This is a genomic window from Arthrobacter oryzae, assembly GCF_031454875.1.
In the GTDB taxonomy this organism is placed as follows: Bacteria; Actinomycetota; Actinomycetes; order Actinomycetales; family Micrococcaceae; genus Arthrobacter; species Arthrobacter oryzae_D.
In genome coordinates this window covers 1-20021 of record NZ_JAVDRQ010000020.1, presented here as the reverse complement: position 1 = coordinate 20021, position 20021 = coordinate 1, and the positions used below count along the sequence as shown (strand labels likewise).

The window sequence follows — 20021 nt, the reverse complement described above, 5'->3', positions numbered from 1 at the left end:
TTGCGGCGGGCCTCCGGGGCCGTTGCCAGCCAGCACGTGAGACCTAGCTGACAATGTCCGCAGGGGGCCGCGCGGCTCTGGTCTGGACAGGATCCGTCGCGAGCAAGGCGGCATCCGGAGACTCCGTTTGGTCGGTGCCCGACGACGGGTGTGCTGCGACTGCTGCGGCGTGCTCGGCCAGCACGCCCGTTTGATGGCGGATCTTCAGGCGGTAGAGCAGGGCCCCGCCCACCGTGACGGCGGCAACGAACAGCACCCCGCCCCACTGCAGGTACCACTCGAACGGCGGCACCGAGTTGTAGATCTCCGGGCGCGGCCAGATCAGGTTCACCGTCATGGCGCCGCCCCACAGGACCGCGAGGATGTTCACCGGAAGCCCCCATTTGCCCATGCTGAATCCGGCATCGGAATCAACACCCGGCCACCTCCCCAGGAGCCGGCTGCGCAGCATGGGTGCGGTGACCAGGAGGTAGGACAGGTAAATCAGCACGATGCTGATGCTGGACAAGATCGTGAAAATCGCCGGCTGCATGACATTGATGAGTAGTGGCATGACGGCCAGGACGCCGATGACGATGGCCGCAACGGTAGGGGTCCGGCGGACCGGATCCACTTTGCTCAGCTGGCGGCTGAACGGCAGGTTGTTGTCCCTCGCCATGGCGAACATCATCCGGATGGCGGCCGCGTGGACGGACAGGGTGCAGACCACCACAGCAACCACGATGCACACGAGGAAAGCCTTGCCGAAGGGGCCGCCCAAGACCGAGAGCACGATGTGCTGCAGGCCGCCGTCGGCCGAGCCCACTTTGGGATCCGTGAGGTCCGGTGCGGCCAGGATGCCAAAAAGCAGGATCAGGCCACCGAGCAGGAACGAGGCCGTGACGGCCCGCAGGATGGCCTTGGGCGCGGTGCGTTTGGGGTCCTTTGTTTCCTCCCCGAGGGAGCTGGCGGTGTCGAAGCCGTACATGACATAGCCGGAAGCCATGGCGCCGATCAGGAAGACGCCGAAGAAGCCAAGATCGTGCCCTTCGCCGAAGCCGGCGGTGTCGAAGAAGACCTCAGGCCCGCGCACCACGTGCCAGCCCAGTGCGAGGATCAGCAGCACGGCCGCGACCAGTTCCACGAAAACGCCGACGCTGTTGATTCTGGTCATGAGCTTCACGCCGAAAGCGTTGATGAGGGTGGAGATGGTGATCATGATGGTGGCCAGCACTACGCCGTTCATGGCGAAGTCGTAGGGGCCGGTGCCGTCACCGACGAACTGGAAGCCGGACCAGAGCTGCGGCAATGTGAGCTGCAGCGCCAGTGCCACGGACCCCAGCGCCATGATGGAGGACAGCAGCAGCAACCAGCCCGCCAGCCATGCCGAGGTTCCGGACGCCAGCCGTTTGGCCCAGTTGTAGACCGATCCCGCAACGGGGTAGCGGCCGGCAAGTTCGGCAAAACACAGCGCCACCATCAGCTGGCCGACGAAGACAATGGGCCAGGACCAGGCATATGCCGGGCCGGCCATGGAAAAACCAAAATAGAACAGTTGGAAAACGCCGGTGAGGATGGAGATGTAGCTGACACCTGCGGCGAAACTGGCAAACTTGCCGATACTTCGGTCCAGGGTCTGGGTGTAGCCGAATTCGTCCATGCCGCTTGAGTCTGTACTTTTACTGGGTTCTAACATCTGAGCTCCTAAGTCGAAAAGCACGATGGTGATGGCCCGCGGACGCCGTTGGACGCGGGTGAAATCAACGGCCGGGCACCGGGGCGCCGGCCGTTCCCCCATTACTGAGCGCCGCCGGATCCCTCCGTGGGCGCGTTGCCTGTCAGGGAAGGGAACCGATGAGCTCCGCCTCCACCGACGTCGTTTCGCCGGTGCGGCTGGCGCGGATCAGGTCCGCGCAGCGCTCGCCGATCATCATGACGGTGATGTTGGGGTTGACCGTGACGTGTTCCGGCATGACGGAGGCATCGGCGACGCGCAGGCCGGTGACGCCCTTGACCCGCAGCTCGGAGTCGAGCGGGGACAGGTCGTCGTCGGCCGGGCCCATGCGGACGGTGCCGACGGGGTGGTAAACGGTGTTGTGCGTCTTGCGGATGTAGTCCTGCAGTTCCTCGTCGGTCTGCGCCTCGATGCCGGGCGAGAGCTCGCGGCCGGTCCATTCGGCCATGGCAGGCTGGGCGGCGATTTCGCGGGCCTTGCGGATGCCGGCGACCATGACGCGCATGTCGTGGCCCTCCGGATCGGTGAAATACCGAGGGTCCACCGCAGGCTTGTCCCGGAAGTCGCGGCTGCGCAGCCGGACAGTACCGCGGGAGCGGGCGTGCGTGACGTTCGGCGTGAGGCTGAAGCCGTTCTCCGTGGTGGGGTAGCCGTACCGCAGGGTGTTCATGTCGAACGGGACGGAACCGTAGTGCATCATCAGGTCCGGTCGGTCGAGGCCGTCCTCGGTAGGGGTGAAGATGCCGATCTCCCACCACTGCGTCGAAGTCTGCACCATCGGCTGCCGGGCCTCGAACTGCACGACGCCTTCGGGGTGGTCCTGCAGGTTCTCGCCCACGCCGGGGGAGTCGACCAGGACCTCGATGCCATGCGCGGCGAGGTGCGCGGCGGGGCCGATGCCGGAGAGCATGAGCAGTTTGGGCGAGTCGATGGCGCCGGTGGACACGACGACCTCGCAACGTGCGGAGAGCCGGTGAGTCCGGCCGAACGCCGAGTCCACGACGTCGACGCCGGTGCAGCGCTTGTCCGAGTCGAACACCAGTTGGCGGGCGCGGAGGCCGGTCAGCAGCGTGAAGTTCCCGCGCTCGATAATCGGATGAATGTAGGAGACCGAGCTGGAGGAGCGGGTGCCGTCCGCGCGGCGGTTGATCTGGAAGAAGTTGGCGCCGTTGATGACGGTGGTGCCGGTGTTGAACTTCGTGCGCGGAATGCCGGCCTGCTCGCAGGCATCCAGGAGCGCGACGCCGGCGGGGTCCGCCGGGGGCACGTTCATGAGGTGCACGGGGCCTGAGTCGCCGTGGTGCGGCGCGTCCGGGCCGGCGTCCTCGTTGGTCTCCAGCCGCTGATACAGGGGCCAGGCGGCCTCAGCGTTCCAGCCGGTGGCGCCGTACTTGGACTCCCACTCGTCCAGGTCTTCGCGTGGGGCCCAGAAGGCGATGCAGGAGTTGTGGCTGGAACAGCCACCCATGACCTTCGCGCGGGCGTGGCGCATGAAGGAGTTGCCGTTTTCCTGCGGTTCTATCGGGTAGTCCCAGTCGTAGCCGGAGTCCAGCAGCTCCATCCAGCGGTCCAGCTGCAGTATCTCGGGCACGCCGCGGTCGTCCGGGCCGGCCTCCACGAGCGCCACGGACACGGCCGGGTCCTCGCTCAGCCGGGCGGCGACTGCAGCTCCGGCGGATCCGCCGCCGATGACGATGTAGTCGAACTCCCGCTCGTTGAGGTTCTCGACGTTGTCGGTATGCATCTAGTTCTCCTTGCCGTGGTCAGCAAACCAGCCGGTTACCTGCGGGCTGGTGTTCTGGTAGATGTGCTTGGCTTCCTGGTATTCGGCCAGACCGGTGAGACCCAGCTCGCGGCCGACGCCGGACTGGCCGAAGCCGCCCCACTCGGCCTGGGGGAGGTACGGGTGGTAGTCGTTGATCCAGATGGTGCCGTGCCGCAGCCGGGATGCCACGCGCTGTGCCTTGCCGGCGTCCTGGGTCCAGACCGCGCCGGCCAGGCCGTAGACGGTGTCGTTGGCGGTGGCCACGGCCTCGTCTTCGGTGCGGAACGTTTCGACGGTCACCACCGGTCCGAAGGCTTCGTCCACGACGACGGACATTCCCTTGCGCACGCGGTCCAGGACGGTTGGCTGGTAGTAGAAACCGGCGTCGTACTTCTCCCCAACAGGTGCCGCGCCGCCGCACCGCAGCCGCGCACCCTCCTCAACGCCGCGCTGGACGTAGGTGTGGACCTTCTCGCGGTGGGCCGCTGAGATGAGCGGCCCGGTTTCGGCGCCCTCGTCGAACGGACCGCCGAGGATGATGCCCTGCGCGCGGCGCACCAGCTCGTCGACGAAGCGCTCGGCGATCGATTCCTCGACCACCAGCCGCGCCCCGGCGGAGCAGACCTGGCCGGAGTGCACGAACGCCCCGTTCAGCGCATTGTCGACGGCGGCGTCGAAGTCCGCGTCAGCGAACACCACGTTGGGGTTCTTGCCGCCAAGCTCCAGCGCCACCTTCTTCACGGTGCCCGCGGCAGCCGCGGCAACTCGCTTGCCGGTCTCCAACCCGCCGGTGAAAGAGACCAGGTCAATGCCGGGGTGTTCCGAGAGCGGTGCGCCGGCCTCCGCTCCGGGGCCGGTCACGAGGTTGGCGACGCCGTCCGGCAGGCCCAGGTCCTGCAGTAGCTGCATGGCCAGGATGGCGGTGGACGGGGTCAGCTCGGATGGCTTGAGCACGAAGGTGCAGCCGGCGGCGAGCGCGGGCGCGATCTTCCAGGCGGCCTGGAGCAAGGGGTAGTTCCACGGCGTGATCAGGCCGCAGACACCCACCGGCTCGTAGGCGATCCGGCTAACGACGGCGGGGTCCCCGGCGTCGACCACTCGGCCCGCCTGTTGCCCGGCGAGTCTGCCGAAGTATTCGAAGCAGGCCGCGATGTCGTCCATGTCGATTCGGCTTTCGATGATCCGCTTCCCGGTGTCCAGTGATTCGGCGCGGGCGAACTTTTCGCGGCGTTCACGCAGTTCGGCGGCGACCTTGAGCAGGAAGGCACCGCGCTCGGGGGCCGGGACCGAGGCCCAGACGCCGGAGTCGAAGGCCGCCCGGGCCGCAGCAATAGCGCGCTCGGAATCTTCCCGGCCCGCCTCGGACACCGTGGCGACCAGTTCGCCGTCGGCCGGGTTGCGGATTCGGCGCACTGCGCCGGACGCGGCCGGCTCCCACGAGCCGTTAATGAAGAGGGTGGATGCGCTATCGGTCATGGTGTCTCCTATTAGTAGTCATCGGGTTCGACGCGCAGGTCCGCCGGGACCAGCACGAGGGGCGCCGAAAGTGCCGATTTATGGCGTTGCGTCCAGCTGGGCCTGCCGGTGCCGGGCGTAGCTGATGGCCCAGGGCAAGACGACGGGACCAGCCGCGGCGGAAACCGCCGCCGTAAGCAAGAGAGAGCGTGCAGCCATTGGTGGACGTCCCAGTGGCCGCCCTTCGAGCAGGTGCTGGGCTGCTTCAGGTGTGGCGAAGGTCATACGAAGCACAATAATTGACATTGAACACTTGTTCAAGACTTGTTTGAACAAGTGTTCAATGATATTTATGACCGGGCGCCGCTCCGTGAAATGGGGGCAAGGGTCCTGGGGCTTGGGGCTCCGGGGTCGTTTTGCCGCTAAGCGGCGAAGGCGATCTGCTCCGTGCGGGCGATGCTCCTCTGGATGGATGCCTCGTCTACGCCAAGGAGCGCTGTCAGCCACATGCCGTTCTGGATGACAACAATGTCGGCCGCCCGCTCCCTGCATTCATCGCGGGAAAGCTCGGGTATGGCATTCCCTATCAGCGTGGCGAGCCCATCGAGATACCGCTCGAACGCAGCCGCATTTATCAGCGCAAAATCTTCATCGGCTTGCGCGAGGGCCCAAAGGTGGAGACGCAGGGACAGATACCGTGTGGTCAGGAGATCCGGGCCGGCAACGCGTCGGAGGGCTTTGCGGAGCTGCTCGTCCGGGGGCGACGCCGGGTCGGGCGCGACCAGCATCAGGTCGTGCTCGTCCGTGCGGTGCAAGGCGGCACGGATCAGGCTCGACTTGTCTTCGTAGTAGTAGTTCACGAGCCCCAGCGCGACGCCGGCTTCGCGGGCCACGGCGCGCATATTGACACCTGAGATGCCGTGGCGCGACAGCAGGTCCAGCGCCGCTTCGAGAATGCGCGATTGCCTGTCAAGCTGTTCGCCGGAGTTTACGGTGCCTGTATCCACCCGGCCAGACTATTGTGAAATCCGGGCGAGTGCATCCTCGGGGAAGGTGGCCTTCCGCGAACATGGCTACGAGTCGGCGTCTATCCTTTCCAGCAGGTCCTTGGCGGCCTTGGCGATTTCATCGTGGTTGTATTGGGCCGCCCGACTTTCCAGGGAAACGACCGCGCAACGGTGCACTTTCTTGAAATCGCCAAACGGGAAACTGACGCTGCCCTTTGTGCCCTCAGATTCATCCGGGTCCAGCCCCAGGTGCCACTTCGAAAATTCCGTAAAGCCGTGCTTTTCGATAAAGGCATTTTCCTGGTCAGCTGAAGGTGCGTGCTCGCTCCAGTCGTCCCGGGTGTCGCGGACGACTTTCCCGTCCTTCACCAGGCTGCGGGCGTTGTCCAATGCCTTCTTGTTGAGCTTCGTGGCCATGCCAATACCTCCGGTGTTCTCGGATGTGCTGTCCATCAAGGCTAGATCCCCCCGGCACGGGCCGCCAGAGCCCTGCCTGAAGATGTAACGGCGCGGAGACTGCGGCGAAACCTGCCCACAACATGGCGCACCTACCTTGGGCGTATGACAACACGCCTGCTCGCCAGAATTGCCTCATGGTTCGAGGCCCCGCCCATGCCGGCCGCTGCATCCTCGCCGGAATCCAGCGCCTGGGAGCAGGGCAATACGGCCATCGCCGATGTCACCAGGTGGGGCTGGCTCCCGGCGCTCAGCGGGGTGTCCGTCGCAGCTGATCACGCCGCGAGGGCGCACCGGGACACGGGCGGTGCGGCAAGCCGCCGATAACCGCCGAACTGCTGCAGGGACTCGCGCGGCGGTGCGTGGCGACGTAATCTGTCGGGTTGAACACACTATTCCGTGACTACCGGCAGGATGCCCTAAACTGCTTCACTGAGGTGCCGAAATGGCGCTGCGCAGCAACGAAAGTGAACCACGCTATGGCTACCGATTACGACGCCCCACGCAAGACAGAAGAAGAGTCTCCCGCAGAATCACTGGAGGCCCTTCAGGCGTCCCGCGGCGGCGGGGCGCAGACCGCTGTGATCGACCTCGATGAGAACGATACGGCCGAGGGCATCGACCTTCCCGGGGCGGACCTTTCCGGCGAAGAGCTCACGGTCACTGTTGTTCCGGAGCAGTCCGATGAATTCACCTGCTCCTCCTGCTTCCTGGTCCGCCACCGGTCCCAGGTGGCACGCGAAAAGAACGGCATGAAGTACTGCCGCGACTGCGAAGGCTAAAAGACTTTTCGACGTCACCGCCGCCGTCGTTATCTGACATCACGGAACCACGCCCAAAATCCGTGCCGGCGGTGTCCAAGCGCCGCGAAAACCACCGCCGCAACACCGTCCCGTAACCTGCGCCGAGGCAGGCTAACAGTTGAGCGCCGAACGGATTTCAGCCCTCGTTTTAGCCCGAACGGACTCCTACGCTTGAGGTATCTCATCACTTCCGAGGGTGGCTCAAATGAAGAAGTTCCAAGTATGGTTCGCCGCAGTCCTGATGGCGGCAGGACTCGGCCTGGTGGCTCCGGCGCCGGCGTCAGCCTCCTACTGCGGGCTGGCGTGGGGATCGCTGGAGAAATCCGAGCCGACCATGAGTACCGGAAAGGTCACCAATGTCCGGACGGGGCAGCACTACTGCTTCGACCGCCTGGTGATTTACCTCAACGGGCCCGTGGAAGGCTACACGGCACGGTATGTTCCAACAGTGGTGCAGGACGGTTCGGGGTTCCCGGTTCCCCTGCGGGGGCGGGCATTCCTCCAGATCACTGCCACTGCGCCGGCCTATGACGACGGCGGCAACTCCACGTACAACCCGGCTGACAGGAATGAACTGGCCAACGTTGGCGGCTACCAGACTTTCCGCCAGCTGGCGTGGGCGGGAAGTTTCGAAGGCTACTCGACCATTGGCCTTGGTGTCCGCGGACGCCTTCCGTTCAGGGTATTCACCCTGGACGGGCCCGGGGCGGGATCACGACTGGTGGTTGACGTTGCACACTACTGGTGACAGTCGCTAGCCGAACGCACTGCAGGCCCCGTTCCGGACTTCCGGGACGGGGCCTGCAGCTTTGTGGCTCTTCCAGCGAGCTGGTTACGGGAGGCCTACTCGGGCACCACCAGGGCAGGGGTGTCCTTGCGTATGGTTTCGCCGCGGAAGAACCCGGGCCGCAACCTGGCCATGATCAGCATGAACACGGCGCCGAGGGCGAGGATTCCGACTCCGAGGACAAACACCAGTCCCACGCCGAAGATCTCGGACCCGCTGCCGAACTCCGGCGCCCAGCTGTCCGCTGCGGTCTGCAGGAACACCACAAGCAGGCCCAGGCCGCCCAGCAACGGGCAGAGCAGGCGCAGCATGAAATGGCGGAAGCTGCTGAAAACGCTGTTGCGGAAGTACCAGACACACGCGAACGCCGTCAGCCCGTAGTAGAAGCAGATCATCAGTCCGAGGGCGAGGATGGTGTCGTTGAGGACGTTCTCACTGAGCACATGCATCACGGCGTAGAAACCCGCAGAGAGAACCCCCGCCGCAACCGTGGCGAAGCCCGGCGTCGCGAACTTCTTGCTCAGGCGGCTGAAGGGCTTGGGCAGGGCGCCATAATGCGCCATGGCCAGCAGGCTGCGGGACGGCGAGGTGAACGTGGACTGCAGCGACGCGGCCGAGCTGGACAGGACGGCCAGGGACATCAGGATGGCAAAGGGACCCATGATGGGAGAGGCCAGCGCCGTGAAGATGTTTGCGTGGTTCTCCTCATTGTTCAGGCCGACGCCTTCGGTGCCCACTCCGGCGAACATCATGGTGGCGATGGTCACCAGCAGGTAGATGCCCAGGACCACGACGGCCGTGAGGGTACCGGCGATTCCCGCTGTCTTCTTGCCGTTGGCCGTTTCCTCGTTCACGGTCAGGCACACATCCCAGCCCCAATACACGAAGATGGACAGCGAAATTCCGGCGGCAATCTGTCCGAAGGTTTCAATCCTGGTGACGTCAAACCATTCCCAGCTGAACGGAATGGACGTTTCCGAGGACGACCAGTTGGCGAACGCCATGGCCACGAACAGTCCGAGCACCAGCAGTTGGAAGCCCACCAGGCCGTACTGCACGATCTTGGTGGTGTGCAGCCCGCGGTAGCTCACCCAGACAGCCAGGGCCACGAAAACGAAGCAGGTGGCCACGTTGAGGGGCTTGTTGGCGGCAAGGTCAGCCAGTTCCGGTGTCCCCGTGAGCTGCGCGAGGAAGAGGTAGAAGAAGTCCACCGCCACGGCCGCCAGGTTGGATAACACGATGATGTTCGCGGCGAGGAGCCCCCAGCCTCCCATCCACCCCACCCATGGGCCGAAGGCCTTGGTAACCCAGGTGAATGTGGTGCCGCTGTCCGGGGAGTCGGCGTTGAGCTCCCGGTAGGCCAGGGACACCAGGATCATGGGAATGAAGCCGATGAGGAAGATGACGGGCAGCTGCAGCCCCGCCTCGTTCACCGTGGGGCCAAGGGCGCTCGTCAGCGTGTAGGCCGGGGCAATTGTGGAAATGCCAAGGACGACGACGGCGAGGAGGCCCAGCTGCCCGCCCTTAAGTCCCTTTCCGGTAATGCCGTGCGGCGTGCCCGGCGCGTCAGCGACGGCGGAACCTGCGCCGGCTGCCCCGGCATGGACTGCGCCGGCCTCGGAGCTGTTGCGGATGGTTTGGGTCATGTCCGTCCCTTTCTGGGAATCAGCACGGTTCTAGGACGCAGCTGGCTGCTGCTGGGTGATGCAGTGGATGCCGCCGCCCCGCGCGAACAGCTCGCGGGCGTCGATGCCCACGACCCGTCGTCCGGGGTAGGCGTCGGAGAGAATCCGAAGCGCTTTTTCGTCGTTGGGATCCGCGAACGTGCAGGCAATCACGCCGCCGTTGACCACGAGGTGGTTGATGTAGCTGTAGTCCACATAGCCCTCGTCGTCCGTGAGCGCAGCGGGTGCGGGGACTTCGATGATGTTCCACTCCCTGCCCGCCGCGTCCCGTGTGGTGGACAGGTAGCTGATGAGCTCGCGGCTGATCTTGAAATCGGGATGTGCGGGGTCCTGCTGGGAATGGACCAGCAGCGTGCCGGGGGAGGGGATGGCCGCCACAATGTCCACGTGCCCCCGGGTGCCGAACCGCTCGGAGTCCCTGGTCAGGCCGCGGGGCAGCCAGACGACGTGCGTGGCGCCGATGGTCCGGGCGAGTTCGGCTTCCACGTCGGCCTTGGACAGTCCGGGGTTGCGGCCCGGGTCCAGCTGCACGGTTTCGGTCACCAGCACGGTTCCCTCGCCGTCCACGTGGATGCCGCCGCCCTCGTTGACCATTGCCGAGGGAAGGTGGCGGGCTCCGGACCGGCCGGCCACCTCCGCCCCGATCAGCGCGTCTTTGTCCCAGCGGGCCCAGTCCTGAGCGCCCCAGCCGTTGAAAACCCAGTCGACGGCGCCGAGGCGACCGGCGTCGTCCAGGACGAACGTGGGGCCGATGTCCCGCATCCACGCGTCGTTGAGGTCTGCGGTGAGCACCTCAACGGCCGGATCCAGATAGTGCGAGGCGGTGCCGACGTCGTCGGGAGTCACCACCATGGTCACCGGCTCAAATTCGACGGCGGCATTGGCAACGGCGGCCCAGACGGACCGCGCTGCATGGGCTTCTTCGTCCGTCTCGCCGAGGGTGTAGCCGCCGGTGGGGAACGCCATCCAGATGCGCTCCTGCGGGGCCGTCTCGGCGGGCATGCGCCAGCGGGTCATGCGGTCACCTCGTGATAGGTGGGTGCTTCGCCGCCGAGCGGCTCGCTGCGCCGGACGGGTTGGGTGAGCCGGCCGTAGGTGTCCGGGCGGCGGGTGGCAAGGAACGGGAACAGTGTGAGCCAGTCCTTGCGCTGGTCCAGGTCCAGGTCGGCGACCAGGACTGCGGATTCGTCGCGGGGTGCCTGGGCCAGGATCCGGCCGTAGGGATCCGAAATGAAGGAGGAGCCGTAGAAGTTCAGCGTCCCCTCGCGTCCCCAGCGGTTCGGGGCCACCATGAACAGGCCGTTGGCGATGCCATTGCCCACGATCACCTGCTGCCAGAGCGGCTGGGTGTCGAAGTCCGGGTGGTCCGGCTCCGAGCCGATGGCGGTGGGATAGACCAGGATCTCCGCGCCGCCCAGGGAGTACAGGCGGGCGAGTTCGGGGAACCATTCATCCCAGCACGTGGGCATGCCCAGCCGGGCGCCGCCCAGCTCGGCAGGGGAATGGACCTCATAGGCGTCCGCCGCGGCCGGGCCCTGGCGGAAGAACTTGTCCTCGTAGTATCCGGCGGTCACCGGGATGTGGAGCTTATGAGTTCGGGCCAGCAGTTCACCCTCGGGTGAAACGAGGATGGCAGTGTTGAGCCCCAGGCCGTCATCCGAGCCGTCCGGGTTCTCCGCGCGCTGGTAAAGCGAGGCGTGGATGCAGACGCTGTGCCGGCGGGCGGCCTCGGCCGCGAAGCGGAACGTGGGGCCCGTCAGCAGCTCCTCGGCGAGGTCCGACGGGCGGGGGCGCGCCGCCCACGAACGTGAGGTGTCGTTTTCGGGGAGCGTATCCGCGGGGTAGCGGGAGAGGGTGAGTTCCGGCAGGAAGACAACGGTGGCCCCCAGCCGGGCGGCGCGTCCGATGCCCTCGTCCAGTTCCGCGCGGAGTTCCGCGGCGTCGTCGTGCCAGCGGTGCTGGACCACTCCGACCCGCAGCGCAGGACGTTCGGAGGGCTGGGTCCGCGCGAACGATACCGGCGGTGTAAGGCAGGTGATTTCAATCATGGTGAATACTCCAGTGAGACGGCCGTCACTAAATGAATGACGTTCATTTAGTATCCACGCCAAGCTGGCGCATGGCAAGGAAAAAATGAACAAACATCATTTTGTTAAGCCCGGGGCGAGAACCGGTGGCGCCGCTGGGGTGGCTGGGATAGTTTCGAAATACCCGAGAAACCGCTGACACCAGGAGGATCAATGAAGGCATCACCGACGCTGACCAACAATCTGCAGGCTGTGCTCGCGGACCTGATTGAACTGCATCTCCAGGGCAAGCAGGCGCATTGGAACATCGTGGGAACCAACTTCCGCGACCTTCACCTGCAGCTGGATGAGATCATCGACGCGGCGCGGAATTTTGCCGATGACACGGCCGAGCGTATGCGCGCGCTCCATGCCCTGCCGGACGGCCGCAGTGCCACCGTGGCGGAATCCACCAGCCTCGCCCAGTTCCCGCAGGGGCTGATCAGCACCAAGGACGCCGTTGACCGGATTGTGGCCGCACTCGAAGCCGTGGTGGGCACCATGCGCAAGGTCCACGACGAGGTTGATGAAGAAGACCCCACCACCGCGGACCTGCTTCACGAGATCATTGCCAAGCTTGAGCAGTATGCCTGGATGGTGGGCGCGGAGAACATGAAGGCTTCGGCAAGCGTGACCACTCCCGACAGCAAATAGCCTCGCGAGCAGGAGATCTCGCCCGCCGGACACCCCGGCAGCAGGAAAAACCGCTGCAGTGATGTCCGCGGCGGCTCACAGCCACACGGGAAGCCCGGCACCGGATCTGAACCGGAGCCGGGCTTCCTTTTATCGAGCCGTTGACTATGGGTGCGCTAGCCCGGGACTGAGGCGCTACCTCGCCTTGGGCACTCCGCGGAGCACGACGGCGACCAGGACCGCTGCCCCCGCCATCAGCCCCAGCGCAATGGACGCCGTCACATGGACACCCGAGTCGAACGCAACCCGGGCGGCCGATGTCAGGGCCTCCGCCAGCGGCGCCGGCAACGAGTGGGCGAGTTCGACTGCCCCGGTCAGCGTCTCGCGCGCCTGGGAGATGCCGTGCGCACCGCCGGGGCCGCCGGCGCCGATGCCTTCCGGGAGGACCAGGTTCCGCTGGTAGGACGCCGTGAGGATCGAACCGAGAATGGCGGTGCCAAGCAGCGAACCGATCTCATAGCCTGTTTCCGAAATGGCGGCCGCCGCGCCCGACTTTTCCGGCGGAACTGCACCAAGGATCAGGTCGTTGGAGATCGTTTCCGCTGCGCCCACTCCCAGGGCAAGGATCAGCAGGGCGCCCAGCAGGAGGGCCGGGCCGCCTGAATGATCCCCGAAGGCCACCACGAAGTAACCGGTGGCGCTGAGGGAAAGCCCGCCTGCCACCACGAAGCCGGGGCGAACTTTCCGGACCAGCGGCACCACGAGCAACCCGGCGGCCACGGTGGCAATCAGGGCCGGAATCATGGCTATTCCGGATTCCGTCGGCTTTTGGCCGTCCAGTAACTGGAGGTGCTGGGCCAGGAAAAGAATGAAGCCGTTGAAGGAAAACAGCGCCAGGACGTTGGCCGTAATGGCGGTGCTGAAAATCCTGTTCCCGAAGAGGCCCACGTCCAGCAGGGGGCTCCGCAGCCGTTTCTGGCGTCGGACGAAGACGTAGCCCATCAGCAGCCCGAAGCCGATGACCGCTGCCGGTGCGACGCCGAATCCCTCGGTGGCCAGCGACTTGATGCCATAGACCACGGGAACCATCGTCAGCAGGGACAGGACGATGCTGGCGACGTCTGTCGTGCCGGGCCGGGGGTCCCTGGACTCGGGAATGAAAACCGGGCCGAACGCGAGGATGGGCAGCATGATGGGCACCGCCACCAGGAGGATGGCACCCCACCAGTACTGCTCCACGAGCCAGCCGCCGAAGATCGGACCCAGGGCAGCACCGCCCGAGAAGCCGGCCGCCCAGATGGCAACGGCGAGCCGCCGGCGGTTGGGATCCGGGAAGATGTTGCGGATCAGGGAGAGGGTGGACGGCATCAGCATCGCACCGAAAAGCCCCAGGGCCGCGCGTCCGGCGATGAGCCATTCAGCGCTGGGCGCGAAAGCCGTGGCTGCCGACACTGCAGCGAACCCCGTGCTGCCGATCAGGAGGAGCCGGCGGCGGCCGATCCGGTCGCCAAAACTTCCCATGGCCACCAGGAGCCCGGCCAGGACCAGCGGGTAGGCGTCCACGATCCACAGCAATTGAACACCGCTGGGCTCCAGGCTGCGGGAGATGGCGGGCAGCGCGAAGGTGAGTGCCGTGTTGTCGACGGCGACCAGCAGCACCGGAAACATGAGCAGTCCGAGGGCCAGCCAGTCGCGCCCCCGCCCGGGGGCCGCAGGCTGATTGGCGGGCGGCTGCTGGGTGCGAGGCTGGCCGCCGGCAGGCTGGTTCGTTGCGCGGCCGACGGTATCTGCGGTGAGGTCCTGCGCGGCCGGTGTCGGGGTGGAAGAAAAGGTTCCCATGCAATAACTGTACCGTCTGGACGGTATAGTTAAGAAATGAGCCCGGGCCACCGGGCATGATAGGAACCATGGCCAGAAAACCTGTCGCACGCGAGGCCGTGCTGGACGCCTTTGAATCCCTGCTGATTGAAGTGGGCGAACGTGCCGCCACGGTGGACGCCGTGGCGAGGCGGGCCGGCGTCTCCAAGGGAGGGCTTCTGTACCATTTCCCGAATAAGGAGGCCATGATTTCGGCGCTTTTGGAGCGCATGGACCGGCTGGTCGCCGAGGATGTTGAAATCATGGCCAATGCTCCCGAGGGGGCCGCAGTGCACTTCATCAAGTCCTCGCTCTGGGCCGGCACTCCGCTGGACCGCGTCTTTGTGGCCGCCACGCGGCTCGCTGAAGTGGCCCACGAGGAAACGCTGCACCGGTTTGCTGCCGTCCAGGGTGCCTGGCTGGGACTGCTGGCCGGCGACGTCGGTCCGGCGATGGCAAAGGCCGTGCTCTATATGGGGGACGGACTGTATTTCAATGCCATGCTGGCGAGCGGCCCCGGCGCGTCGCCGCCCGAAATGGGCGGCGATGTGGACAGTCTGCTCGCCGCCGTCGAACGCCTCCGGGGCTGAGTGCCGCGCCGCCGCGAAACCCGCCATTCAGGCCGTCCGTTCCGTCGCTGCGTAACCGGGGGGCGGGCTGGCGGGGAGTTTGCAGACGCGTCGCCGACGTAGGACAATAGAGGCCGTGACTGTTGTCACCGCAAACTAAATATGCCTTTGATCTGCGGCGGGAGAGTTCTGCAAGTAGGTACAAGCAGGCGCCGTAGGAGCAAATCCTCCCCAGGAATCTCTCAGGCCCATGTACCGCCGCGGCAAGGCAACTCTGGAAAGCAGCAGGCTGTCCGTTCCGAGTCCCAACCCTGTTGAGGACACGGAACGCTGACATGCTGTGCTCACCGACGGTGCAAGCGGAGCCATGCGAAGCACGGCTGCGCGGAAACTCTCAGGTCCGATACAGAGTGGGGAGGAACCCGAATCACTGTGGCGTACCCTGCGCCGCCTTAGTTATGGAGTTCCTTGTGACTGTCAATTCAGCCTCCACTTCCTTCGTTGACCGCCATATCGGCGCGCGCCGCGAAGCCGACGTCGACGCGATGCTCAAGGCTGTCGGCTACGACACCGTCGACTCCCTGGTGGACACGGCCGTTCCGAAGGACATCCGGCAGGATTCCCCGCTGGAGCTCACCGCGGCCCTGAGCGAGGTGGAAACCCTGGCTGAGCTGCGCAAGTTGGCAGCAAAGAACAAGACCGCCGTCCAGATGATCGGCCAGGGTTACTACGACACGGTCACGCCGCCGGTGATCCGCCGCAACATCCTCGAAGCCCCCGCCTGGTACACGGCGTACACCCCGTACCAGCCCGAGATCTCGCAGGGCCGGCTCGAAGCCCTCCTGAACTTCCAGACCATGGTGCAGGACCTGGTGGGCCTGCCCATCGCCAACGCATCGCTGCTGGATGAAGCCACCGCTGTTGCGGAGGCCGTGCTGATGATGCGCCGCGCCAACAAGAACGCAACCGCCCGCGACGGCAAGACCGTGCTGGATGCCGACTGCCTGCCCCAGACCATCGCCATCGTCAAGGGCCGTGCCGAAGCGCTCGGGTTCGAGGTTGAGGTTGCTGACCTGTCGAAGGGACTTCCCGACGGCGACATCAACGGCGTTGTCCTCCAGCAGCCCGGCGTCTCCGGCCGGGTGTTCGACCACTCCGAGGTCATCGCCGCCGCGAAGGAACGCGGTGCACTGGTGACCGTTGCAGCCGACCTTCTGGCTCTCACCCTCATCACCCCGCCCGGTGAGCAGGGCGCCGACATCGCTGTCGGTTCCGCCCAGCGCTTCGGAGTGCCGCTGTTCTACGGCGGACCTCACGCCGCTTACATGGCTGTCCAGAAGGGCCTCGAGCGCTCCATGCCGGGCCGCCTTGTGGGCGTCTCGAAGGATTCCACCGGCCTGCCGGCGTACCGGCTTGCCCTGCAGACCCGCGAGCAGCACATCCGCCGTGAGAAGGCCACGTCCAACATCTGCACCGCGCAGGCCCTGCTGGCCATTGTGGCGTCCATGTACGCCGTCTACCACGGCCCGGAAGGCCTGAAGGCGATCGCGGAGACCGCCCACGGCCACGCCAGGACACTGGCCACGTCCCTGAAGGCCGCCGGGCTGGCCGTCCAGCACACCAGCTTCTTCGACACCGTTACCGTGTCCGTCCCGGGCAAGGCAACGGACGTCCTTGCCGCCGCCGAAGCCAGGGGAATCAACCTGCGCGGCATCGACGCCGACACGGTGGGCATCTCAACTGATGAGGCAACCACCGAAGCCGTCGTGGCTGACGTGCTGGCCGCCTTCGGCGCGACTGTTGCAGACGCCGACGGCGACTTCCGCCTGGATGCCGCCGTCGAACGCGCCTCCGAGTACCTTCAGCACCCGGTCTTCCACACGCACCGCTCCGAAACGCAGCTGCTGCGGTACGTCCGGAAGCTCTCGGACCGGGACCTCGCGCTGGACCGCACCATGATTCCCTTGGGCTCCTGCACCATGAAGCTGAACGCCACCGCCGAAATGGAAGCCATCTCCTGGCCGGAGTTTGCCTCCATCCATCCGTTCGCCCCGGATTCCCAGACCGAGGGCTGGCGTGAACTCATCGCCGACCTCGAAGCCCAGCTGACCGAAATCACCGGTTACGACCAGGTGTCCATCCAGCCCAACGCCGGGTCCCAGGGCGAGCTCGCCGGTCTGCTGGCCATCCGCGGCTACCACCTGTCCCGCGGCGACGCCCAGCGCAACGTCTGCCTGATCCCAGCGTCCGCGCACGGCACCAACGCGGCCTCAGCTGTTCTGGCCGGCATGAAGGTTGTTGTGGTGGCCACGGCGGCCGACGGCACGATTGACCACGCCGACCTGAACGCCAAGATCGAGCTGCACAAGGACGCCCTGTCCTGCATCATGATCACGTACCCGTCCACCCATGGTGTGTACGACGCCGACGTCCGCGAAGTCTGCGACGCCATCCACGCAGCCGGCGGACAGGTGTACATCGACGGTGCCAACCTCAACGCCCTGGTGGGCCTGGCCCAGCCCGGAAAGTTCGGCGGCGACGTGTCCCACCTGAACCTGCACAAGACCTTCTGCATCCCGCATGGCGGCGGCGGCCCGGGGGTCGGCCCGGTCGCAGCGAAGGCGCACCTGGCTCCGTTCATGCCGGGCAACGCGGCAGATCCGGCCAACGGCGCGGACGGCACCCCTATCTCGGCCTCCAAGTACGGATCCGCCGGTGTGCTGCCCATCTCCTGGGCCTACGTGAAGCTGATGGGCGGCCGGGGCCTCACCGATGCCACCAAGTCCGCTCTGCTCGCTGCCAACTACGTTGCAGCCCGCCTCAACGATTTCTTCCCGGTCCTCTACACCGGCGAAGGCGGCCTCGTGGCGCACGAGTGCATCCTGGACCTGCGGGAGCTGACTGCCAAGACCGGCGTCACGGCTGAGGACGTGGCCAAGCGGCTGATCGACTACGGCTTCCACGCCCCCACCCTGGCCTTCCCGGTGGCCGGCACCCTGATGGTGGAGCCCACCGAGTCCGAGGACCTGGGCGAGATCGACCGGTTCATTACCGCGATGATTGCCATCCGTGCGGAAATCGACCAGGTGGCAAACGGCGACTTCACCCTCGCGGACAGCCCGCTGCGCAACGCACCGCACACGGCGGCCGCAGCCATCAGCACCGACTGGAACCGCGGCTACCCGCGCGAACAAGCCGTGTTCCCGGTGCACTCCCTGAAGCAGGACAAGTACTTCCCGCCCGTTGGCCGGATCGACGGAGCGCTGGGTGACCGCAACCTGATCTGCTCCTGCCCGCCGCTTTCCGAGTTTGAAAACTAAGGACTCCTGATGACTGAGAACTACACCGCTCTCTACGAAGAGCACAAGAAGCTCGGCGCTTCCTTCACGGACTTCGGCGGCTGGCAGATGCCCCTGAAGTACAGCTCCGAACTGGCCGAGCACCACGCCGTCCGCAAGGCTGCGGGCATCTTTGACCTCTCCCACATGGGCGAAGTCTGGGTCACCGGCCCCGACGCCGCAGCTTTCCTGGATTACGCCCTCGTCGGCAAGATTTCGGCGATGGCCGTGGGCAAGGCCAAGTACTCGCTGATCTGCAACGAGGACGGCGGCATCATCGATGACCTCATCACGTACAGGCGTCCCAGCGACGCCGAGGGCCACGACCGGTTCCTGGTTGTGCCCAACGCCGGAAACGCCAAAGTGGTGGCTGCGGCTCTCGCCCAGCGGTCGGCCGGGTTCGAAGTTGCGGTCGATGACGTTTCGGCCGCCACATCGCTGATCGCCGTTCAAGGTCCGAGGGCCGAAGGCATCCTGCTCCGCCTGGTTCCCGCGGCGCAGCACGAGCTGGTCACCGGGCTGAAGTACTACGCCGCCGTCGAGGTTCCCTTTATGGTGGCTGGCCGCAGTTCTGACCTCCTGCTCGCCCGCACCGGCTACACCGGTGAGGACGGTTTCGAGATCTTCGTGTCGAACGACGACGCCGCAGCCCTCTGGCAGGCCATCGTCGCCATCGCGGACGAAGGGGAGCTGGTGCCTGCCGGCCTCGCTTCCCGCGATTCGCTCCGCCTCGAAGCCGGCATGCCGCTCTACGGAAACGAGCTGTCCATTGACGGCGACCCGTTCGCAGCCGGCCTGGGACCCGTAGTCGCGCTCTCCAAGGAAGGCGACTTCGTTGGCAAGGCGGCACTGGCAGCCAAGAAGGAAGCCGGTGCCGGCACCACGTCGGGCCGCAAGCTCGTGGGCCTCAAAGGCCTTGGACGCCGGGCCGGCCGCGGCCACTACCCGGTCCTCAAGGACGGCAACGTCGTTGGCGAAGTCACCTCCGGCCAGCCGAGCCCGAGCCTCGGCTACCCGGTTGCCCTGGCCTACGTCGACGTCGAGTTCACCGAACCCGGCACCGCGCTGGACATCGACCTGCGGGGCAAAGCGGAGCCGTTCGAAGTCGTCGCACTGCCTTTCTACAAGCGCCAAAAGTAGCCCGGCTCCGCTGGTTGAGCCTGTCGAAACCGGCTCCGTCTAGCCCCGTCGGGCCGACATCCTCCGCGTGCTCGGTCGCGAAAGCGCCCGCTAGCGGACGCGACGCTCACTTAGACGCACGCTTCCGGATGCCGGCCCCGAAGGGGGCCGGCAGCTCACTTTCGGACAAGGGACAAGACAGGACCGCAGCCCGGTTTCGGCGCTTTCGCAAGCCAAGGTGCTGGGGATGGACCGCCTGCCGCAGGTGGGTTCTGTTACCTCGACAAGCTCGATCATTGGGGGTTGCGCTTGTTGAAACGCTTGCTGCCAACGCGGAGCTTGGACCTGGAAGATACCGAATGGCCACAGTTTCTTCCGTGGAACTGGTGTCCCCGAAAACTGAACTGGCCTCCAGCGGCGGGGGCGCGGCATCCGGAAGCGTGCGTCTAAGGGAGCGTCGCGTCCGCCCAGCGGGCGCCCTCGCGACCGCGCACGCGGAGGATGGCGCGTCCCGCCGCGATACCCCGCCACCATTGATTTAGCCCACGAGTTTCAAGAGCAAAGGAAAAAACATGGCAAAAGTTGCCGTTGAACTGCAGTACTCCGACGAGCACGAGTGGGTGTCCCGCGAGGACGGGAATATTGTGTCCATCGGCATCTCGGCCGTGGCCACGGATGCCCTGGGCGACATCGTGTATGTGGACCTGCCCGAGGTTGGCTCGCCGGTGACGGCGGGGGAGACCTGTGGTGAGGTTGAGTCCACCAAG

The 20021-nt window shown here is 65.8% G+C and carries 16 protein-coding genes, 1 pseudogene and 1 riboswitch; of the genes and pseudogenes, 8 read left to right on the top strand and 9 right to left on the bottom strand.

Translation table 11 applies throughout. The features are described from left to right. Positions 1 to 43: 43 nt before the first annotated feature. From J2805_RS23470 to J2805_RS23450, 5 genes are all read right to left on the bottom strand, one after another. The gene (locus J2805_RS23470) at positions 44 to 1639 is read right to left on the bottom strand and encodes an APC family permease (protein ID WP_309980437.1); all 1596 of its coding nucleotides are present in this window, start codon (positions 1637 to 1639) and stop codon (positions 44 to 46) included. A gap of 178 nt (positions 1640 to 1817) precedes the next feature. Continuing rightward, positions 1818 to 3458: a GMC family oxidoreductase gene (locus J2805_RS23465; protein WP_309980436.1), complete on the bottom strand. Its 1641-nt coding sequence runs from the start codon at positions 3456 to 3458 to the stop codon at positions 1818 to 1820. Then, on the bottom strand, positions 3459 to 4955 hold the full coding sequence (locus J2805_RS23460) for an aldehyde dehydrogenase family protein (protein ID WP_309980435.1): 1497 nt from the start codon (positions 4953 to 4955) through the stop codon (positions 3459 to 3461). 401 nt (positions 4956 to 5356) lie between these two features. Further along, positions 5357 to 5941 carry a TetR/AcrR family transcriptional regulator gene (locus J2805_RS23455; protein ID WP_309980434.1) on the bottom strand — a complete coding sequence of 195 codons (585 nt, stop codon included), beginning with the start codon at positions 5939 to 5941 and terminating at the stop codon, positions 5357 to 5359. Between the two features lie 66 nt (positions 5942 to 6007). Then, positions 6008 to 6358: a hypothetical protein gene (locus J2805_RS23450; RefSeq protein ID WP_309980448.1), complete on the bottom strand. Its 351-nt coding sequence runs from the start codon at positions 6356 to 6358 to the stop codon at positions 6008 to 6010. A gap of 144 nt (positions 6359 to 6502) precedes the next feature. Between J2805_RS23450 and J2805_RS23445 the strand changes: the two genes are divergently transcribed. The 3 genes from J2805_RS23445 (at position 6503) to J2805_RS23435 (ending at position 7948) form a co-directional block, all read left to right on the top strand. Beyond that, complete coding sequence (locus J2805_RS23445) at positions 6503 to 6724, top strand: hypothetical protein (protein WP_309980433.1); 222 nt, start codon at positions 6503 to 6505, stop codon at positions 6722 to 6724. 152 nt (positions 6725 to 6876) lie between these two features. Further along, positions 6877 to 7179 (top strand): DUF4193 domain-containing protein, encoded by a 303-nt coding sequence (locus J2805_RS23440; RefSeq protein ID WP_028271346.1) that lies wholly within the window; start codon positions 6877 to 6879, stop codon positions 7177 to 7179. A gap of 226 nt (positions 7180 to 7405) precedes the next feature. Next, a complete protein-coding gene (locus J2805_RS23435; protein ID WP_309980432.1) occupies positions 7406 to 7948 on the top strand; it encodes an AMIN-like domain-containing (lipo)protein in 543 nt (180 codons plus the stop codon). A gap of 95 nt (positions 7949 to 8043) precedes the next feature. On the opposite strand, the gene J2805_RS23430 is transcribed toward J2805_RS23435, so the two are convergent. The 3 genes from J2805_RS23430 to J2805_RS23420 are packed head-to-tail and all read right to left on the bottom strand — an operon-like array spanning position 8044 to position 11720. Continuing rightward, positions 8044 to 9633 (bottom strand): APC family permease, encoded by a 1590-nt coding sequence (locus J2805_RS23430; RefSeq protein WP_309980431.1) that lies wholly within the window; start codon positions 9631 to 9633, stop codon positions 8044 to 8046. 30 nt (positions 9634 to 9663) lie between these two features. Further along, on the bottom strand, positions 9664 to 10689 hold the full coding sequence (locus J2805_RS23425; protein WP_309980430.1) for an agmatine deiminase family protein: 1026 nt from the start codon (positions 10687 to 10689) through the stop codon (positions 9664 to 9666). Further along, complete coding sequence (locus J2805_RS23420; RefSeq protein ID WP_309980429.1) at positions 10686 to 11720, bottom strand: nitrilase-related carbon-nitrogen hydrolase; 1035 nt, start codon at positions 11718 to 11720, stop codon at positions 10686 to 10688. The genes J2805_RS23425 and J2805_RS23420 overlap by 4 nt, the downstream gene beginning before the upstream one ends. Positions 11721 to 11912: 192 nt before the next feature. Here J2805_RS23420 and J2805_RS23415 point away from each other — a divergent pair, with 192 nt between their 5' ends. Then, positions 11913 to 12392, top strand: a complete 480-nt coding sequence (locus J2805_RS23415) for a Dps family protein (RefSeq protein WP_309980428.1) — start codon at positions 11913 to 11915, stop codon at positions 12390 to 12392. A 174-nt stretch (positions 12393 to 12566) separates the two neighbouring features. Here J2805_RS23415 and J2805_RS23410 read toward each other — a convergent pair whose 3' ends face one another. Further along, on the bottom strand, positions 12567 to 14210 hold the full coding sequence (locus J2805_RS23410) for an MFS transporter (protein ID WP_309980427.1): 1644 nt from the start codon (positions 14208 to 14210) through the stop codon (positions 12567 to 12569). Positions 14211 to 14278: 68 nt separating this feature from the next. Here J2805_RS23410 and J2805_RS23405 point away from each other — a divergent pair, with 68 nt between their 5' ends. The 4 genes and pseudogenes from J2805_RS23405 to J2805_RS23390 form a co-directional block, all read left to right on the top strand. After that, positions 14279 to 14818 (top strand): TetR/AcrR family transcriptional regulator, encoded by a 540-nt coding sequence (locus J2805_RS23405; RefSeq protein WP_309980426.1) that lies wholly within the window; start codon positions 14279 to 14281, stop codon positions 14816 to 14818. Between the two features lie 148 nt (positions 14819 to 14966). Next, a riboswitch (glycine riboswitch) is annotated at positions 14967 to 15065 on the top strand. A 190-nt stretch (positions 15066 to 15255) separates the two neighbouring features. Further along, complete coding sequence (gcvP, locus tag J2805_RS23400; protein WP_396134471.1) at positions 15256 to 18117, top strand: aminomethyl-transferring glycine dehydrogenase; 2862 nt, start codon at positions 15256 to 15258, stop codon at positions 18115 to 18117. A gap of 9 nt (positions 18118 to 18126) precedes the next feature. Continuing rightward, the gene (gene gcvT, locus J2805_RS23395) at positions 18127 to 19275 is read left to right on the top strand and encodes a glycine cleavage system aminomethyltransferase GcvT (protein ID WP_309980424.1); all 1149 of its coding nucleotides are present in this window, start codon (positions 18127 to 18129) and stop codon (positions 19273 to 19275) included. Between the two features lie 551 nt (positions 19276 to 19826). Further along, positions 19827 to 20021, top strand: a pseudogene (locus tag J2805_RS23390) (glycine cleavage system protein H); the annotation flags it as partial.

Coding starts and splice junctions, on each gene's coding strand:
- J2805_RS23460 (WP_309980435.1), bottom strand. CDS start 4,955: ATGACCGATAGCGCATCCACCCTCTTCATTAACGGCTCGTGGGAGCCG.
- J2805_RS23465 (WP_309980436.1), bottom strand. CDS start 3,458: ATGCATACCGACAACGTCGAGAACCTCAACGAGCGGGAGTTCGACTAC.
- J2805_RS23445 (WP_309980433.1), top strand. CDS start 6,503: ATGACAACACGCCTGCTCGCCAGAATTGCCTCATGGTTCGAGGCCCCG.
- gcvP (WP_396134471.1), top strand. CDS start 15,256: ATGGAGTTCCTTGTGACTGTCAATTCAGCCTCCACTTCCTTCGTTGAC.
- J2805_RS23415 (WP_309980428.1), top strand. CDS start 11,913: ATGAAGGCATCACCGACGCTGACCAACAATCTGCAGGCTGTGCTCGCG.
- J2805_RS23405 (WP_309980426.1), top strand. CDS start 14,279: ATGGCCAGAAAACCTGTCGCACGCGAGGCCGTGCTGGACGCCTTTGAA.
- J2805_RS23420 (WP_309980429.1), bottom strand. CDS start 11,720: ATGATTGAAATCACCTGCCTTACACCGCCGGTATCGTTCGCGCGGACC.
- J2805_RS23470 (WP_309980437.1), bottom strand. CDS start 1,639: ATGGACGAATTCGGCTACACCCAGACCCTGGACCGAAGTATCGGCAAG.
- gcvT (WP_309980424.1), top strand. CDS start 18,127: ATGACTGAGAACTACACCGCTCTCTACGAAGAGCACAAGAAGCTCGGC.
- J2805_RS23425 (WP_309980430.1), bottom strand. CDS start 10,689: ATGACCCGCTGGCGCATGCCCGCCGAGACGGCCCCGCAGGAGCGCATC.
- J2805_RS23430 (WP_309980431.1), bottom strand. CDS start 9,633: ATGACCCAAACCATCCGCAACAGCTCCGAGGCCGGCGCAGTCCATGCC.
- J2805_RS23435 (WP_309980432.1), top strand. CDS start 7,406: ATGAAGAAGTTCCAAGTATGGTTCGCCGCAGTCCTGATGGCGGCAGGA.
- J2805_RS23440 (WP_028271346.1), top strand. CDS start 6,877: ATGGCTACCGATTACGACGCCCCACGCAAGACAGAAGAAGAGTCTCCC.
- J2805_RS23410 (WP_309980427.1), bottom strand. CDS start 14,210: ATGGGAACCTTTTCTTCCACCCCGACACCGGCCGCGCAGGACCTCACC.
- J2805_RS23450 (WP_309980448.1), bottom strand. CDS start 6,358: ATGGCCACGAAGCTCAACAAGAAGGCATTGGACAACGCCCGCAGCCTG.